A 17,773-nucleotide genomic window follows, 5' to 3' on the forward strand; every position below is an offset into this window, starting at 1 on the left:
CTACTGTTCTTCGATGAGAGGCTGGACATGGGAAACGTGACGATCGTGGTGCTCAAGGTCGTGATCGCCGTGGCACTGCTGGGGTCGCTGGCGGTGCAGGCGCTGATCGTCCCGGCGCTGTGGCTGGATCTCGCCGGCGAAGAGCTCTGGGGGCGCATCGCGTTCGTGGGCATCGCCGTGCTCGGCATCGTGTCGATGCAGGTGTTCGCGGTGTGCGTGTGGATGCTCCTGACGAAGGTCCGGCGCGGGTCCATCTTCTCGGCATCCTCGTTCGGCTGGGTGAATGCGATCGTCGGATGCTTCGCGGCTGCCGCCGTGCTCGCCCTCGTACTCGCGGTCCTGCTGGCGCCGGGGTCCGTTGCGCCGGGCCTGGTCGGACTGATCTGCGGGGCATCACTCGTGCTGGGAGGGATCGCGCTGCTCGTCGTGGTGATGAAGGCACTGCTGCGCCAGGCGATCGCCCGCGAGGACGAGGCGCAAGCGTTGCGCAACGAACTGGGCGAGGTGATCTGATGCCCGTGATCGTCGACATCGACGTCATGCTCGCGCGCCGCAAGATGGCCGTCGGCGAACTTGCCGAGCGCATCGGCATCACGCCCACGAACCTCGCGGTGCTGAAGAACGGCCGCGCGAAGGCCGTGCGCTTCACCACGCTGGATGCTCTGTGCGAGGTGCTCGACTGCCAGCCCGGCGATCTGCTGCGATGGGTACCCGAGGGCGGCGCCGGCTGACGCCTGCGGGCTTCCGAGATCCGGAGAATGCCGCGAGATCCGGATCGTTGCGGCGCTTTCGTCCGGATCTCGCGCGAGCATCCGGATCTCGCGCCGCGGGCGGCGGACGTTCGTCCGGATCTCGAGCAAGCATCCGGATCTCGCGCAGCCGGCCGCCGGCCTCGCCGAGGGTCAGTCGAGTTCGCGCAGCTCCGACGTCCGCTCGCCGCCGGCATCCCCGGTGTTGACCGTGCCCTGCGGCTCGAACAGGAGCGCCTGCACCTCGCCCTCCGCCTTCGGGCAATGCTCGACGCCCTTCGGCACCACGAACACGTCGTTCGGGCCGAGGACGACGTCGCGATCGCGGAGCTGGATGGTCAGCTCGCCGCTGATCACCAGGAACAGCTCGTCCGTGTCGGGATGCGTGTGCCAGACGAACTCGCCCTGCAACTTGACGACCTTGACGTCGTAGTCGTTGACGCTCGTCAGACGGTGAGGCTGCCAGTGCTCGGCGATCGAGGCGAGGGCGGTGTCGATGTTGCGGACGTCGGTGGTCATGAGATGAGCGTACGGCGCGCCCGTCCGCAGGCGGCGCGGAACCGTGTCAGGCCGTGCTCTCCCGGACGACCAGCGTGTGAGGCGCGACGATCTCCCGCGCGGGCAGCTCCGGATCCTCGATGCGCTCGATGATGCGGCGCACCGATTCCCTGGCGATGAAAGGCGTGTCCAACGAGATCGTGCTGAGAGATGGACGCGCGAATCGCCCCTCCTCCACGTCGTCGATGCCGATCACCGCGACATCCTCGGGCACACGCAGGCCAGAGTCGAAGACGGCGCGCATGGCTCCGATCGCGAGGAGATCCGAGAAACAGAAGATCGCATCCGGCGGGTCCTCGAGTGCGAGAAGCGCCTGCGCCGCACGGTAGCCGTCGATGCGGCTGTAGTGCTCGGCGGCGACGACGTAGTCCGCGCGCCCCTCCAGCCCGGCATCCGCCAGTGCCGCCTCGTAGCCCGCCGAGCGCTGCAGCGGCGTCGCGTACTCCTCCAGCGGCTGCGACCCGATCGCGGCGATCCGCGTGCGGCCGGTCTCGATCAGATGGCTGACGGCATCCCTCGCCGCTGCCACGTTGTCGATGGCGACGTGGTCGTAGCGGCCGTCGAAATCGTGCTCGCCGAGGAGGATCAACGGCATCCGCGTGGTGCTGGACATGTCCAGCAGCTCGGACTTCGTGACCAGCGGGCTGAAGAGCAGCCCGTCGAACAACATGGTGCGGTCCTCGCCGGTGAGCAGCTGACGCTCGCGCTCGTGGTCATGCCCGGTCTGATCGATCATGACGCGGTAGCCGACCTCGGCGGCCGCCTCGATCACGTCGCGGGCGAGTTCGCTGAAGTAGGGCACGTCGATCTCGGGCACCACGAGCGCCAGCATGCCGGTGCGTCCGGTGCGCAGCGTTCGCGCCACCGGGTTCGGCCGGTAGTCGAGCTCCTCGATGGCGGCGAGCACCTTCGCGCGCATCTTCTCGCTGACATGCGTGTACCCGCTCACCACGTTGGAGACGGTGCGCATCGACACCTGTGCGCGTTCTGCGACATCGCGGAGTGTGGCCGGCATCCCGCCATCCTATCGTTTGCAACGTGTGCAAATCTCCGGTACTGTTTGCATACGTTGGCAAACGCGTCGACGGCACCACACACCGCACCGTCCTCATCCACACAAGGGAGTGTCATGAACCGCAATCCGAACCGGCCGGCTTCGCGCCTCGCCGCGATCGGCGGAGTCGCCATCGCTGCGCTGGCACTGACGGCGTGCGGACCCGACATCACATCGGGCTCCGACGACACTGCAGCATCCGATCGTCTGCAGGCACCGACCGCCGAACAGCCCGAGGGTGAGATCACCATCTGGGACCGTTCCGGCGACCTGTACGAGGTCTTCGACGCCGTCATCGACGAGTTCAACGAGAAGTATCCCGGCATCACCGTGCACCACGAAGCCGTCGACATCAACGCGAAGCTGCAGAACACGTTGATCACGGGGACCGACGTCCCCGACGGCGTCTTCCTCGATGACGCGCTCGTCAGCAGTTATGCCGATCATCTGTGGGACGTCAGCGACGTGCTCGCACCCTATGTCGACGACATCGCGCCGCAGAAGATCGACGCGACGACGGTCGATGGGGGTATCTACGGCATTCCCTACGATCTGAATCCCGGTCTGCTGTACTACAACGCGGCGGCGCTCGAGGCCGCGGGCATCGATGCGACGACGATCGAGACCTACGACGACCTGCTCGACGCGGCTCGTGCGTATCAGGATGCCAAGCCGGGCTCGAAGCCGATCCATCTGGAGCAGAGCGCATTCCTCGGACAGCTCCAGCTGGAGATGTACGCGAGTCAGCTGGGCACGTCGATCGCAGATGCCGACGGCGAGCTCCGGCTGGACAGCCCGGAGTACGAGCAGATCCTGACGTTCCTGGACACGGTGCAGACCGAGGGCCTGGGCACGCGGGCCGAGTACCTGAGCCCGACCGACATCGCCGAGCTCGAGAACGGTAACCAGGTCTTCTACCCATGGGCCATCTGGTTCGACTTCGCGCCGCAGCAGCTGCTGCCGGAGACGAGCGGCGACTGGCGGGCGATGGAGCTGCCCGCATGGGAGGACGGCGGCGCGCGCAGCGGCGCGATGGGCGGATCCTCGTTCGTGCTCCCGAAGGACGGCGAGAACGCGGACCTGGCGTGGCTCTTCTACGAGTTCCTCATGTACGACGAGGCCGGGTACAGCGCGGTCTGGGGAGTCAACGACATCTATCCGACCGGGCTCAACACGTCGATCCCCGCGTACCTCCCGGCCGCGGATCCGACCGAGCCGCTCTTCCAACCGCTCGAAGCGCTGGGCGGTCAGGATCTCTGGGAGGTCGCGACCACCGCCGGGGCGCAGATCCCGAGCGGAACTGCCATCCCGTCCTGGTGGAACGGCGCCGTGGACTACCTCGGCAACGACATCCAGAAGATGCTGGACGGCGACCTCACGCCCGCCGAGGTCATCAGCAGTTCGACCGAGGGCATCCAGTCCAACCTCATCGACAGGCAGTGACGGACCGATCCGGATGACGACCTCCACCCTCCCCTCCGCGGTGCCGCAGCGCACCCGCCGCCGCCCGAGCGGAGCGACGCTGAAACGGCGCTCCGCGCCCTACCTCTTCGTCCTCCCCTTCGTCGTGATCTTCCTCGCGTTCAGCGTGTACCCGCTGATCTTCACCGCGCGGCTCAGCTTCACGAACTGGCGCGGCTCCGGCGCCGCGGAGTGGGTGGGCTGGGGCAACTACGCCTACCTGCTCACGAGCGAGGCGTTCTGGAGCTCGCTCGGCAATTCGGCCGTGCTCTGGCTGCTGATCGTCCCGGTCCAGATGGTGCTCTCGGTGATCGTGGCCGTCCTGCTGAACTCGGCGAAACTCCGGATGCGCGGCCTCTACCGGGTGGCGTTCATCGTTCCGTTCGTCACTCCTCTCGTCGCCGTTGCGCAGATCTGGGTGGTGCTCTTCGACCAGCAGTACGGAGCGATCAACGCTTTCCTCAGCCTGTTCGGCCTCCCCGATATCGGCTGGCTCACGACGAGCGCCTGGGCGAAGCCGACGCTGGCTCTGCTGTTCCTGTGGAAGACGACGGGCTTCATCGTCATCATCCTGCTCTCGGGGCTGCAGTCCATCGATCAGTCGATGTACGAGGCCGCCGAGCTGGACGGAGCATCCAAGCTCCGTCAGCTGTGGAGCATCACGGTGCCTCTGCTGCGCCGCACGATCATGTTCGCGGTCGTCCTGCAGACGCTCGCCGTCTTCCAGATGTTCGCGGAGCCGTTCGTCGTGACGCAGGGCGGGCCCTACAACTCCACGACCACGGCCGGCTATTACCTCTACAACCACATCACGCGGGGCGACCTGGGCACGGGAGCAGCGAACTCGTTCCTGCTCGTCCTTCTCGTGATGGTGCTCTCGCTGTTCTTCGTCCGGATGCTGCGAGCGAAGGATTGACATGACCGATACGCTGACCCGTCCCGCCACGGATGCTGCAGCATCCGTCTCCCGGCAGCGAGCCGTGCGCCGCCCGCGTCCCCGCATCGGTTCGCACGCGTTCCTCCTGCTGCTGATGATCGGCTTCCTGGCGCCGGTCGCCTGGGCGATCGTCTCGTCGTTCAAGCAGCCGAATGACATCATCCGCGATCCGCTCGGATTCGATCCCTCGACGTTCACGCTCGACAACTTCACCGCGATGTTCCAGGACGTGCCGATCGCGCACGGCTTCCTCAACACGGGGATCGTGCTGGTCGTGAAGGGCGGCATCACGCTGTTCTTCGCGCCCCTGGCGGCGTACGCTTTCGCGAAGTACGACTTCGCCGGGAAGAACCTCATCTTCGGCGCGGTGCTCATCACCCTGATGCTGCCGACGATCGTGCTCATCATCCCGTTGCTGCTGGAGATGAAGGCGCTCGGATGGGTCAACACCTACCAGGCGCTCATCCTGCCCGGGGCGATCGACGCCTTCGCGATCTTCTGGATGCGACAGGTGATCAGCGCCGTGCCCGACGAGCTGCTGGACGCGGCGCGGGTGGACGGCTGCAGCGAGTTCGGCATCTTCTGGCGCGTGATCGTGCCCGTCATCCGCCCCGGCCTCGCCGGACTCGCCGTGCTCACGATCATGAACATCTACAACGACTTCGTGTGGCCCGTGATCGTCGCCAGCTCCGAGCAGATGGCGACCCTGCAGGTCGTCCTGTCGACGCTCGCGCAGAACATCACGGGCAATCGGATCGGCGCCGACTACGCGACAGTCACCGGCGAGCTCCTCGCGGCGAGCTCGATCGCCCTCATCCCCCTGCTGGTGCTCTTCATCGTGCTCCAGCGTCACTTCATCAACGGCATCCTCGCCGGCAGCGTGAAAGGCTGAACGTGTCCCTCTCCACTACCGACTCCTCCCCTGTCACCATCGCCGATGCGGCGGTGCCACGCCCCGAGTATCCGCGTCCGGATCGCGACCGGTCGGAGCGATGGCTGACGCTCAACGGGCAGTGGGGGTTCGAGGCCGACGGCGTCTGTGCCGACATCACGGTCCCCTTCGCCTGGGAGAGCGCTGCCTCCGGCATCCGGCAGACCTGGCTGGAGCGGGGAATCTACCGTCGGGAGGTGACCGTGCCCGCCGAATGGTCGGGGCGGCGAGTCGTCCTGAGCTTCGGCGCGGTGCATCATCGTGCGATCGTCCGAATCGACGGCGCGCTCGTCGGCGAGCATGTCGGCGGATACGAGTCGTTCGAGTTCGATGCGACCGCGTTCCTCGTGCCGGGGGTGGCGTCAGAACTGACCGTGGAGGTCGACGCACCGGCCGACAAGCGTGAGATCGCGCACGGCAAGCAGCGCTCCATTCCGCGCGACGACTACGACGGGGTCTCGTTCACGCCGACGTCCGGCATCTGGCAATCGGTCTGGCTGGAGGCGCGAGGGCGCACGTACGCCCGCTCGATCGCGCTGCGTGGCGACAGCCTGACCGGCATCGACGTCACGGTCGGGTTGTCCGGCGATGCCGTGGTCGGCTCGATCGTCCGGGTTCGGACGGCGGATGCCGAGGTGGAGCTGGTCTCGGATGCCGCGGGTCTGGCCGCCGGGCGTCTCGAGCTGTCCGAGCCGCGGCTGTGGCAGCCGGAGGACCCGCATCTGTACCGAGTCGAGGTCATCGTCGGGGAAGGCGAGGCGGCGGATCGCGTCGTCGCAACGACGGGGCTGCGCCGGATCGAGACCCGCGGCGAAGAACTCGTGCTGAACGGATCACGGCTGTACGTGCGCGGCGTCCTCGACCAGGGGTACTGGCCGGACTCGGGCCTCACGGCGCCGGACGCCGAAGCGCTGCGGAAGGACATCGCGCTCGCCCGCGAGCTCGGCTACAACCTCGTGCGCAAGCACCTGAAGTTCGAGGACCCGATCTGGCTGCACGAGGCCGACCTCACCGGGATGCTCGTGTGGGCGGAGCCGGCGTGCCCGAGTCGGTTCTCGGCGGCGGCGGCCGAGGCGTTCGAGGCGCAGTTGCCCGCGATGGTCGAGCGTGACGGAAACCATCCGAGCATCGTCATCTGGGGGTTGTACAACGAGGAGTGGGGCCTGGACTGGGACATCCCGGGCAGCGCCGCGCGGGCTGAGGCGGCCGTGCGCGCCTACGACCTGCTGCGCGCGCTCGACGACACGCGCCCGATCGTGGAGAACTCCGGCTGGGCGCACGTGAAGAGCGATCTGGTCGACTGGCACTACTACGAACCCGAGATCGCGACGTGGGCACGGGCCGTGGCGGATCTGGCATCCGGCGAGCGCGAGGCGTTCCCGGTCCGGCTCGGGCCGGACTTCATCGTGGACAAGTCGTTCTACGGGTCGCCGGCCTTCCCGCGCCACGGCGTACCGATCCTCAACAGCGAGTACGGCGAAGGCTTCACGAGTCTCGAGCGAGCATGGCACCTGCGGTGGGAGACGCAGGAACTGCGCCGGCACGACCGCTACTCCGGCTACGTCTACACGGAGTTCTCGGATGTCGAGCACGAGTGCGCCGGGCTGCTCACCGAGGACCGTCGCACGAAGGATTGGGGCGGACTCGTTCCGGCCGATGTGAACGCCGAGACGGTGCTCGTGCTGGACCTCGTGCCCGCTCGTGCTGGGGCTGACCTCGCGACGCCCGTGAAGGCGTTCGAATTGGATGTGCATGTGTCGCACCACGGCCGCTCTGCGCTGGGCGTGCAGGTGCACGGCGCGTGGGTCCGGGCAGGAGCGTCGATGGATGCTCTGCCCGGGGACGACATCGTGACGACTCAGCCCTTCGTCGTCGAGCCCTTCGTACTCTCGGATGCCGTGACGCTGGCCGTGCACGCTCGCGACACGGCAGGGCGCTTCCTGATCTGGGCGACGGATGCCGCGGGCGCCGTCGTGGCACGAGCGTTCCTTGATGCGGCCGAGGTCGAAGCCCCGAACCGGCGCGGGGCGCGCGACGGCGAGTTCGTCGGAGTGGAGGTTCCGGGGGAGGCGTGAGAGCACGGTCTGCCGACCAGGGGATTCACGGCGCATCTGTGTGCGTGCCGTGAATCCCCCAGCTACGCGAGCGGCTGAGACCGCTCCTGACCTGACCGCTGAATGGCATCTCTCCGGGCCCACCGGGCCCGGAGAGACAGCCCCGCCTACTCCGCCGCGCGCCGTTTCCGCTGCAGCACCGCACCGCCGGCGACCGCTGCACCGGCCAGAACGAGCCACAGCAGCACCCAGCCCACGGTACCCCCGGTGATCGCCAGACCGCCTTCGTCGGCGGAGCTGTCCGATCCGCTCTCACCCGGCACGATCGTCGGGTCGATGACCTCGACGACATCCCAGCCGATGAGCGTCCCGTCCGAGGTGTACAGCGCCATCCGGTGTTCACCGAACGCCAGGCTCGTCGGCGTCGTGATCGTGGTGGTCCTGCCCGTGACCGTCGCAGCACCCAGTGCGGTCGGCTCGGAGAACAGGAAGCCGTAGACGGTGCTGCCGTCATGTCCCTCGGGCAGTGCCACGGTGAGCGTCGCTCCCGGGGCGAAACGGTCCGGATTCACGGAGATCTCACCCGCGAGCGCTTCGGTCAGGTCTCCCTCGCCCGGCACCCATTGCTCGGGTGCGTCGCCGATGACGAGCGAGGCCTCGAACGGGGCTCCGTCACGAGTCCCGATCGACTGGATGAAGGACAGATCGTACGATCCGGTTCCGGCGATCGCCTCGGTGAGCGCGATCGTCCACGTTCCGTCGGTCGCCACCACGGCCGAGCCGATGGCGACATCATCGAGTTCCACGCGCACTCGGGCCCCCGGGTGGCCCGTGCCGGAGAACGAGCCGACGACCGCGTCATGCGCGTGCACCGTCGTCAGGTCGGTCGCGACGGCGAACGACGATCCGGTCCCGTCGATGTCGATCCGCTCGTACAAGAACTCCGACGGCGACAGCGCGTGGTCCACGACGCGCGTCTCGCCGACGCACCCGTGCCACCCGTGATCCGGCTCGGTGTTCCAGGTCGACGCACCGATGATCCACGGCATGAAGTCGGCGGCCATCATCCCCCCTACGCTCGCCGCGTTGCGCAGCACCGGCACGCCGTCGACGTACATGATCGCGGTGTCGGCCACCGGGTCGTTCACGACCGCGACATGATGCCAAGCACCCTGCATGATCTCGCCCGACCACAGCGTGTACGAGTTGCCCGTGTCACTGTCGCCCGCCGTGAACTGATACTCGCGCAGGCTCGAGATGCCGAGCCACGAGGCGCCCGCTCCGGCATCCGCGGAGTCGTTGATGCCGATCCATTCCCGAGTGCCTCCCCGAGTGATCGCCGCGCCCCATCGGTTGGCGGTCTCGGTCCACCCCTCGTCCAGCTGCAGGAACGTCTCCAGCGTGTACCCGGTCGAGCTGTTCAGATCCGCGAACGTGGCCGGGGCGCCGTACTCGGTCGAGATGTACGACAGATTGTCGAGACCGGAGTCGTTGCGGTGCACGTCTGCGAAGCAGATCGCTCCCGCATCCGCCGAGTAGAACGGCATGTTCGTGTGCGAGACCTGCACGTCCTCGAGCTTCTCCGGAGCATCCGTGTTCTCGATCGCGCTCCGATACATGGGACTCCGACCGGCGACGTCAGGGATCACCGAGTTCTCGTCCACGACGCCTTCTTCCACGGAGCCGAAGCGCCAGTGCGCCACCGTGCCGTCGACGGCGATGTAGTCGTCCGCGTTGCCGGCCGGGACCATCTGGCCGGCGCCGGCTTCGCCGTCCCACCCTTCGGACACGATCGCCTTGGCGCGCTCCGAGAGGTCGCCGCGTGTTTCTCGCTCCGGGTCGGCGGCGTAGCCGAATCGTTCCTCGAAGTCGAGATCGAGACGGAACGACTGCCACGGTCCGCTCAGGAATGGAGTGTCGTTGGCGGTCAGAGACGCTTCGTCCTTCACCGTCACCCACGGAGAAACGGATTCCACGTCGATCGCGTCGTTCGACAGATCGAACTCGAAGAGCGTCAGGTACCCGTTGCCGCCGTCGGCCGCCATCTGATAATCGGTCAGCACCTGATACACCGGGTTGCCGAAGTCGTTCGTGCGCTCCCGCATGGTCGTGCCGTGGAAGTGCCCGTTTACCGTGAGGACGATCTCGTCGTTCGAGCGGATCAGGCTGTTCCACAGCTCTTCGCCCCATGCCCAGTCCGCCGGCGAGGTCTGGTCCTCGGCGATGTTGATGATCGCGTGCGACGACAGGATGACCGGGATTCCCGGGTGAGCGTCCAGCACGCTCTGCGCCCATCCGAACGTGTCCGCCGAAGCGTTCCAGGCCAGGGCGAGTGACATCCACTCGTGACCCTCCGCTTCGAAGATGTACGCGGTGGACAGCCCGTTCTGGAAGCTGTCGACGAACGCCGGTCCTCCCTGCGCAGCCATCCGGCCCGCGTCGAAGCGCTGCAGATACTGCCAGGAGTTCGCCTCCGACGAGCGCGCCCCCATGTTCTCCACGTCGTGGTTGCCGGGCACGACGGAATACGGGAGCCCGCCGTCGGTGAGGATCTGCATGGCCTTCGCCGCGGCATCCCACTCGCCGGTCACCCACTGCTGGTCGACGACGTCGCCGACGTGCGCGACGAACGGGATGTTCAGCTCGTCCTGATGCTCGACCAGCCAGTCGGTCTGCACCTCGAAGGGGTTCGTGTCGTACTTCGGGTAGAACTGCGAGGCGCTGTAGCGCGAGTAGAACTGCGTGTCAGGCAGCACGGGGAGCACGAAGCTGGAGCGGTTCTCGCTTGCGGCGCCCGCAGCCACGGCCCCGGATGCCGCGGGTGCTACGGCGGTCTCCGGCGATGGACTGGCGACCGCCGAGCTCGCGGTGGCAGCCACCATTCCGCTGGCAAGCGCCACGGCCGTGAGAACTCGCCACGAACGGCGACGGATAAGGGTGTTCATCGATCTTCCTCGGATCTCGGGTGCGGAAGCGGGCGGTCAGCGAGCGAGCTCGGGCCCGAAGGCCTCGATCTCGGACAGACTCATCCAGGTCTCGCTGGTCTTGTTCGTGATCACGACGCGAATGCCGGTGGCCAACGTCGGGTCGCTGTCCACGACGAGCTCCAGATCCGGAGTCGGGTTGAGATAGGGCCAAGCCTCGTCCGCGGAAGGCAAGTCGATCCAACCGCCGATGAGGTCGCGGTACTGCACGGTCACACCGCCGATGTTCTGCGTGCCGGCGACGTCGTAGACGGCCGCACCGGTGATCTGACGCGGTTGATCGAAATAGAACGACACCGTGTTCGGGTTCACACGATTCGCCGCGCCCCCGCTGCGCCAGTCGTCGAAGCCGGCGGTGCCGCGGTCCCCGTCGGTCAGGCGGAAGGTCCCCCCGTTCATGTGCGTGTAGGCGTAGTTCACACCCGTACCGCGCAGGATGTTCACCTGCTCCGCGGGGACGATCGTGATCAGCAGTCGGGCGTCGAAGCCGGTGGACGCGGTCGCGGGCACCTCGATCACACCTTCGGATGCCGTGGCATCCGCACCCAGAACGGACCAGTCCCACGTGACCGGCGATGTCACGGTCGCCTCGGAGCCTGAGATCGCGCGCTCGACCGTCGTGGGCGCCAGCATCCGCAGCTGTGCAACGGGCATTCCGACGTAGCCGGTCATCTCGACGTCGGCCGCGCCCCCGAGAGAGCCGACCAGGTATTCGGCCATGACCGGAACCGTCTCGCCGAACACGCCCGTCGCCGTGCCCTCGACCGTCACCGTGCCCTCGACCTCCCACGCCGAGGGGTCGGGAGCTTCCCACGTCGTCGCGAGGGACGCCGTGAGGCCCCAGCTGTAACGACCGGCCAGCGAGCCGGGAAGCTCCGGAGCCGTGCCCGTGTCGACACGACCCTCGACCGGGTCGACGTCAGCGATGAGTCGGTGAGTACGCCATTTCTGGACGGCGGCGGTGCCGGCGTCGTACGTCTGCACCTCCGATCCGGCATCCGTCTTCCAGTTGTACATGTCGAGTCCGGCGCTCGTCCCGTTCGCATAAGGCTCGACACCGCGAAGGTACGTCGTACCGTCGCCGGCATCGGTCATCGTCCATTGCGCGAACGGGTCCACCGCCGCCTCGTCCAGGCTCATGCCCGGGATCTCGAGGTACCGGTAGTGCTCGTCGTCATTGGCGCGGCGCGCAAGCACCCCGCCCTCCGTGTTGGCGAGCACGAACGCACCATCGACTCCGATCACCGGATAGGCCAGCACGGTCTGTGCCGTGAGTCCTTCCGGCGTCTTCGCGAAGGGGAAGACCGCGGCCGCCGCGGGCGAATCTCCGGGAACAGTGCTCTGCGCGTTCTGGTTGCCGATCTCGAGTACCTTGCCGGCGGCGTGCGCACTCTCGATCAGGTAAGGAACGGGCGCGCCCACGAGCTCCGGTTCTGAGGATGCGGTCGCGATCGAGGGAACGAGCGTCGCGGTCACGAGCGCGGCGCCGCCGAGCACGGCGAGGGCATGCCGGCGCGCACGACGAGAGAGGGTTCTCATGCGTGGGGGTCCTTTCGAGGCGCCCACGACCGGGTCATCGAGGCGCCGATGACGACGGTATTGAGGGCAGGTGCCGCCAAGCGGACAGTCGCTGAATGGAACGTGAACACCGGAGATCATTCACGTGAATCAGTCGGCGTCAGTCTGCCCCGATCCCCCGCATCAGCACCCCCACCACGGCATCCACCTGCTCCGCCCCCAGCACCTTCCCCTGCAACGCGGCATAGCTCGCCAACGCGACGAACTGATCCGCGATCACCGCGGCGTCCGCGTCCGGCCGCACGTCCCCGGCCTCCGCGGCCCGCTCGAGACGCGACGAGACCCACGCGCGAATCGGCGCCGCAAGCCTCTCGTTCAGCGCGGCTCCCAGCTCGGCATCCGTCGCAGTCACCGCGATCAGCGCCCTCGCAAGCGCGACCCCCTCGACGTCCCCGAGAGAGGCGGACATCGCGGAGAACCAGGCCCGGAGGTCGCTCTCAAGATCCGACGTCATCGGCAGGGCGACATCCGCTCCCGGAACCTCCCCTTCCAGCAGCGCCTCACCGAGGATCGCGGCCTTCGACGGCCACCAGCGGTAGATCGTCTGCTTCGACACCCCCGCCGTCGCAGCCAGGCCCTCGATCGACACGGACGAATAGCCCTCGTCGACGAGGGCGGCGCGCATCGCCGCCAGGACCGACTGGCGGGCCTTCTCACTACGGGGACGAGCCACCCCACGAGCGTACCGAAGGCGTACAATAAATGGACGCACCGTTGCGAAATAGAGAAGGAGCACGACATGGCCCTGACCGCACACTCCACCATCGGCGAATGGCTGAACGACGAGGTCGGCGGACCTCTGGTCCGCGGACTGTTCGAGAAGACCGGCGCCGATCCCGAACTCCTCACCCCGGTGCTCGGCCTGCCGCTGCAGCAGCTCGTCGCGATGAGCCAGGGCGCCCTGCCCCAGTCCGTCGTGGATGACCTGGTGCGCGCCGCCAACGGCGGCGAGATCCCCGCCGACGACGAGAACGCCAGCTGGACCGAGCAGCCCACCGCCGGACGCTTCTCCGGCAAGACGGTGATCGTCACGGGAGCGGCGTCCGGGATCGGCCGGGCCACGGCATCCCGCATCGCCCGCGAGGGCGGCCGCGTCATCGCCGCCGACATCTCCGCCGAGAAGCTCGACGCCCTCAAGGCCGAACTCCCCGACGTCGTCACCGTCGCGGGCGATCTCACGCAGCAGGACGCCATCGACGCCGTCATCGCCGCTGCGGGCGAGCGCATCGACGGCCTCGCCAACATCGCCGGCATCAACGACGACTTCTCCCCCGCCGGCGAGACCACGGATGCCGTGTGGGACCGCGTGATCGCCATCAACCTCACCGCACCGTTCAAGCTCATGCGCGCGGTGCTTCCGATCATGGAGAAGAGCGGGCGCGGCGCGATCCTCAACGTGTCGAGCGAGGCCGGCCTGCGCGGCAACGCCTCGGGCAACGCCTACACGGCCAGCAAGCACGGCATCATCGGCGTCACGAAGTCCGCGGCCTTCATGTACGGGCCCAAGGGCATCCGCGTGAACTCGGTCGCTCCCGGGGGCGTCGCCACCGGCATCCCGATGCCGCCGAACATGTCGGAGTACGGCTCCGGACGCCTCGCCCCGTTCCAGCAGGCGATCCCGACCGTCGCGACGGCCGAGCACCTCGCCGCGTCGATCACGTTCCTCCTGTCGGACGACGCCGTCAACATCAACGGCGCCGTCCTGGCCTCCGACGGCGGCTGGTCGGTCCAGTAGCCCTCCTGACGGATGCCGGCCCGGATGACTCGGAGCCGGCATCCGTCATCGAGCGCCCGTCACAGCGCGGTCATCGTCTCCCGCGGGTGCTGCCCGAACAGCTCCTTGTCGTCGCTCGGTCCGGCGTCCTCCTTGACGGCATGTCCGACCTGCCGAGCCGCGGCGGCGCTGCGCCCCACCCGCACGGCGTCCTCGCGGTTCTCGAATCCGGTTCCGAGTGTGCGCGACTCTCCTTCGATCCGGTTGAACCAGATCCCGCTCTGCTGGAACGTCTCGATATCGCCTGAAGCCACGACAGCCCTCCTGTCTTTCGGTTCTCCCTTCCTAGAACGTCCCCGCCACGCGCACGAGCCCCTTGCCTTCGGGCTCGTGCCCCGTTAACGCGCACGCGCGGCATCGTCGGGAGCCCGCCGAATCGCGGCGCACCTCCACCGCACGCCAGAGCCGGCGCCTACACTCGCACCCATGGATTCCGCCGACGTCACCACCCCGTCCCAGGCGGAAGAACTCGCGTCCCGCATCCTCGGCCGCCGAGACCGTCCCCTCGTGCTCGTCTCCGCCGATGCCGACGGGCTGTTCTCCTTCGACGTCGCACGTCTGCGCACCGAGCTGGACGGTCTCGCCGACGTCGTCACCATCGCGACGGGCGCCGTGACCCGCCATCTCGAGCAGCTCCTGCCTCCGAAGACGCACGCGTTCGGAGGGGCGGCGCGGTCCTACCCGATCGGCTTCGGCACCGACCCGGCCTGGACGCGCTCGCACCTGCGCTTCCCCGGCCACGCCACCACCGAGGACCTCATCGACGACGCCCTGCATCAGACCGTGCAGCGCACCGTGGAATCGACGCCGACCCCGAGCATCCGTCGCGCCTCCGGCATCGTGCAGGGCTTCGTGGCGGGCGGCGACCGCGCCATCGTGCGCCTGGACGACGGATCCACCGTCACCGCGACGGCGGCCCTGCTCCCACCCGACATCCCGCTTCTCGCCGCGCTCATCGAGAACGAGCCTGTCGCCGGCATCCTCGAAGGAACGGAACTGCACCCCGAGCCGCTCGCACCGGACCTCGATGCCTTCCCCGACGGCTCGCACACGCTGGCGCTCGTCGTGAAGGTGACCGATCTGCGGGCGACCGTCCAGCTGCATCCGCAGATCTCCGTGGTGCTGCGCCGTCGCGACGTCGACACCGGCGACGGTCCGGTCGGCGACGTGCTCACGGTCGGGGACGTCGTCCGCGTGCGAGTCCATCGGATGCCGGGAAAGCCACCCGCCCTCAGCCGCGCCGAAGCCGACCCGGACGCTCCCCTGCTCCCGTCCCTGCCTCTGGTCATCGGCGGCGCGCCCTGGCTCGGCGAAGGCCGCCCCTCGCGACGGCAACCGGATGCCGCGGCTCCCGCATCGTCCGAGAGCGCGGTGCCCGCGGCATCCGGAATGATCCCGACCACCGCGTCCGTCGACTACGCGACCCGCGGCGACATCGCGGCGCTGTCCCATGAGCTCACGCAGCTGCACGCGGACATGCTCGCGCTGACCAACCTCGTCGCCCGGTCGAGCGGAGGGAGCGGCACGGACGACCATGAGCTCACCCGGCTGCGGCGCGAGAACGAGCAGCTGCGCGCGAAGCTCGCCGACGAACGCGCCGAACGCGCGAGCACAGAGGCGAAGCTCACCGCAGCCGAACAGGACCGTCGCGAGACCGGCCGCGCCCTGCGCGATGCTCGCCGCGCCGCGGAACGCTCGCACGTGGACGCCACCGCCGACGGCATCCGCTTCGAGATCGAGCGCACCTGGGGAAACCGCACCTCACCCGGCGAGCGCGAACGTTGGCCGCTGCGCGAATACACGCTCGGCTCCGACTTCATCGCGTCGCTCGAAGCGCTGGACGAGGGGCAGCTGAGCAAGGCGATCCGCACCTGCGTCGACGCGATCACCGGACGCGACCGGGAGATCCCGGCGCGCGACCTGCATCGCCTACGCACCGGTGAGGGTGGTGGCGACCCCTACGTCGTGCGCGAGGACGGCGCCCGCTGCATGCGCTCGAGCGTGGAGCAGAACGTCGCCGGCGCGCGACGACTGCACTACTGGGAGCTTGCGGGCGGCGCCGTCGAGCTCGGGCGGATCGTGCACCACGACGACACGAAGCCCTAGGACCCGGCCGGCGACGAAAGGAAGGGCGTTCCGGATGTCGGACGCCGGTGCGAGAATGCCCGCATGCTGCTCGCGGAGCTCGTCGACACGACCGAGGACGTCGCCGCGACCTCGTCGCGCCTCGCGAAGATCGATGCTCTCGCACGGCTGCTCGAGCGTGCGGACCCGAGCGAGCTCCCCGCCCTCATCGGCCTGCTGCTCGCCAGTCCCCGACAGGGCCGGCTGGGCGTCGGATGGCGCGGACTCTCCGCCGTCGACGTCGCGCACGCCGAGGAGGCAGCGCTCACGGTCGCCGAGGTCGATCTGGCGCTCGACGCGATCGCCGCAGCGGCCGGCGCCGGGTCGACCGCGCTCCGCGCGAGCCTGCTCGCCGATCTCGCCGCACGGTCGACCGCCCGCGAGTGGGATCTCCTCATGCGCGCGCTGCTGGGCGAACTGCGCACCGGCGCACTCGGCGGCGTCCTGCTCGACGCGATCGCCCGCGCCTCCGATCGCCCCGTGGCGACCGTGCGCCGGGCCGCGATGCTCTCGGGCGACCTCGGTGAGACCGCCCTGCTCGCTCTGACCGGGACGGCCGAGCAGCTCGAGTCCGTCGGCCTTCGCGTCGGACGACCGGTGCTGCCCATGCTCGCCGCCACCGCGGCGACGCCCACGGCGGCGCTCGAGATCACCGGCGAGGCCTCGGTCGAGTACAAGCTCGACGGCGCCCGCATCCAGGTGCACCGCCACGGCGATCAGGTCGGGGTCTACACCCGCAGTCTCGCCGACATCACCCATCGCGTCCCGGAGATCGTCGAGTTCGTCCGGGCGCTGCCCGCCCGCGACCTCATCCTGGACGGCGAGACGCTGGCGCTCGACGAGGACGGCGGACCGCGGCCGTTCCAGCAGACCATGTCGCGGTTCGGCGCCGAAGTCTCGCGCGACCTCGCCCTGCGCCCCTGGTTCTTCGACCTGCTCCACATCGACGGGCGAGACCTCATCGACGAACCGCTCGCGACCAGACTCGCCGAACTCGACCGCATCGCCGGGGAATGGCGGATGCCGGGGGTGGTCACCTCCGACCCCGGCGCCGCCGAGCAGCTCTCCCGCGACGCGCTCGCCGCAGGGCACGAGGGCGTCCTCGTCAAGGCGATCGACTCGACCTACACCGCGGGGCGCCGCGGGAAGTCCTGGGTGAAGGTCAAGCCCGTCCTGACCTACGACCTCGTCGTCCTCGCGGCGGAATGGGGATCGGGGCGTCGTCGCGGAATGCTGTCGAACCTGCATCTCGGCGCCCGCGACCCCGACGGCGAGTTCGGAGACGCCGGCGGCTTCGTCATGGTCGGCAAGACCTTCAAGGGACTCACGGACGACCTGCTGCGCTGGCAGACCGAGACGTTCCCCTCGTACGAGACCGGGCGGTCACCGCACGCGGTGCTCCTCCGGCCCGAACTCGTCGTCGAGATCGCGATCGACGGAGTGCAGCGCTCGCCGCGCTACCCGGGCGGCATCGCGCTGCGGTTCGCGCGGGTCAAGACGTACCGCCCCGACAAGACGGCCGCCGAGGCCGACACGATCCAGAGCCTGCGCGCGCTGCTGCGCGGCTGA

Annotated in this window: 15 protein-coding genes; 9 read left to right on the forward strand and 6 right to left on the reverse strand. The window is 68.5% G+C overall.

The genetic code is table 11. The features are described from left to right. The first annotated feature begins 27 nt into the window (after positions 1-27). Positions 28-513 (forward strand): DUF2975 domain-containing protein, encoded by a 486-nt coding sequence (locus tag AC3RXZ_RS10190; RefSeq protein ID WP_491493946.1) that lies wholly within the window; start codon positions 28-30, stop codon positions 511-513. Further along, complete coding sequence (locus tag AC3RXZ_RS10195; protein ID WP_491493947.1) at positions 513-731, forward strand: helix-turn-helix domain-containing protein; 219 nt, start codon at positions 513-515, stop codon at positions 729-731. Before AC3RXZ_RS10190 ends, AC3RXZ_RS10195 begins: the two co-directional genes overlap by 1 nt. 171 nt (positions 732-902) lie before the next feature. Here the strand turns inward: AC3RXZ_RS10195 and AC3RXZ_RS10200 are convergent, their stop codons facing one another. Together AC3RXZ_RS10200 and AC3RXZ_RS10205 are read right to left on the reverse strand one after the other, a co-directional pair. Then, complete coding sequence (locus AC3RXZ_RS10200; protein ID WP_243228812.1) at positions 903-1,268, reverse strand: cupin domain-containing protein; 366 nt, start codon at positions 1,266-1,268, stop codon at positions 903-905. Between the two features lie 46 nt (positions 1,269-1,314). Beyond that, positions 1,315-2,322 carry a LacI family DNA-binding transcriptional regulator gene (locus tag AC3RXZ_RS10205; RefSeq protein ID WP_491493948.1) on the reverse strand — a complete coding sequence of 336 codons (1,008 nt, stop codon included), beginning with the start codon at positions 2,320-2,322 and terminating at the stop codon, positions 1,315-1,317. Between the two features lie 114 nt (positions 2,323-2,436). Between AC3RXZ_RS10205 and AC3RXZ_RS10210 the strand changes: the two genes are divergently transcribed. The 4 genes from AC3RXZ_RS10210 to AC3RXZ_RS10225 are packed head-to-tail and all read left to right on the forward strand — an operon-like array spanning position 2,437 to position 7,765. Continuing rightward, complete coding sequence (locus AC3RXZ_RS10210) at positions 2,437-3,804, forward strand: ABC transporter substrate-binding protein (RefSeq protein WP_491493949.1); 1,368 nt, start codon at positions 2,437-2,439, stop codon at positions 3,802-3,804. Positions 3,805-3,817: 13 nt separating this feature from the next. Next, positions 3,818-4,738 carry a carbohydrate ABC transporter permease gene (locus AC3RXZ_RS10215; protein ID WP_491493950.1) on the forward strand — a complete coding sequence of 307 codons (921 nt, stop codon included), beginning with the start codon at positions 3,818-3,820 and terminating at the stop codon, positions 4,736-4,738. A 1-nt stretch (position 4,739) separates the two neighbouring features. After that, positions 4,740-5,651, forward strand: coding sequence for a carbohydrate ABC transporter permease (locus AC3RXZ_RS10220; protein ID WP_243228805.1), 912 nt, complete (start codon positions 4,740-4,742; stop codon positions 5,649-5,651). A gap of 2 nt (positions 5,652-5,653) precedes the next feature. Further along, entirely contained in the window at positions 5,654-7,765 is a 2,112-nt protein-coding gene (locus tag AC3RXZ_RS10225) for a glycoside hydrolase family 2 protein (RefSeq protein WP_491493951.1), read from the forward strand. A 146-nt stretch (positions 7,766-7,911) separates the two neighbouring features. Here AC3RXZ_RS10225 and AC3RXZ_RS10230 read toward each other — a convergent pair whose 3' ends face one another. From AC3RXZ_RS10230 to AC3RXZ_RS10240, 3 genes are all read right to left on the reverse strand, one after another. Further along, positions 7,912-10,689, reverse strand: a complete 2,778-nt coding sequence (locus AC3RXZ_RS10230; protein WP_491493952.1) for a laminin G domain-containing metallophosphoesterase family protein — start codon at positions 10,687-10,689, stop codon at positions 7,912-7,914. Between the two features lie 36 nt (positions 10,690-10,725). After that, on the reverse strand, positions 10,726-12,267 hold the full coding sequence (locus tag AC3RXZ_RS10235) for an Ig-like domain-containing protein (protein WP_491493953.1): 1,542 nt from the start codon (positions 12,265-12,267) through the stop codon (positions 10,726-10,728). 139 nt (positions 12,268-12,406) lie between these two features. Further along, the gene (locus AC3RXZ_RS10240; RefSeq protein ID WP_491493954.1) at positions 12,407-12,979 is read right to left on the reverse strand and encodes a TetR/AcrR family transcriptional regulator; all 573 of its coding nucleotides are present in this window, start codon (positions 12,977-12,979) and stop codon (positions 12,407-12,409) included. Between the two features lie 66 nt (positions 12,980-13,045). Here AC3RXZ_RS10240 and AC3RXZ_RS10245 point away from each other — a divergent pair, with 66 nt between their 5' ends. Beyond that, positions 13,046-14,041, forward strand: coding sequence for an SDR family NAD(P)-dependent oxidoreductase (locus tag AC3RXZ_RS10245; protein ID WP_243228788.1), 996 nt, complete (start codon positions 13,046-13,048; stop codon positions 14,039-14,041). A 59-nt stretch (positions 14,042-14,100) separates the two neighbouring features. Here the strand turns inward: AC3RXZ_RS10245 and AC3RXZ_RS10250 are convergent, their stop codons facing one another. Further along, positions 14,101-14,334, reverse strand: coding sequence for a hypothetical protein (locus AC3RXZ_RS10250; protein ID WP_243228787.1), 234 nt, complete (start codon positions 14,332-14,334; stop codon positions 14,101-14,103). A 172-nt stretch (positions 14,335-14,506) separates the two neighbouring features. Here AC3RXZ_RS10250 and AC3RXZ_RS10255 point away from each other — a divergent pair, with 172 nt between their 5' ends. Further along, positions 14,507-16,186 (forward strand): hypothetical protein, encoded by a 1,680-nt coding sequence (locus tag AC3RXZ_RS10255; RefSeq protein ID WP_491493955.1) that lies wholly within the window; start codon positions 14,507-14,509, stop codon positions 16,184-16,186. A 63-nt stretch (positions 16,187-16,249) separates the two neighbouring features. Continuing rightward, entirely contained in the window at positions 16,250-17,773 is a 1,524-nt protein-coding gene (locus AC3RXZ_RS10260) for an ATP-dependent DNA ligase (RefSeq protein WP_491493956.1), read from the forward strand.

The organism is Microbacterium cucumeris (assembly GCF_058349845.2).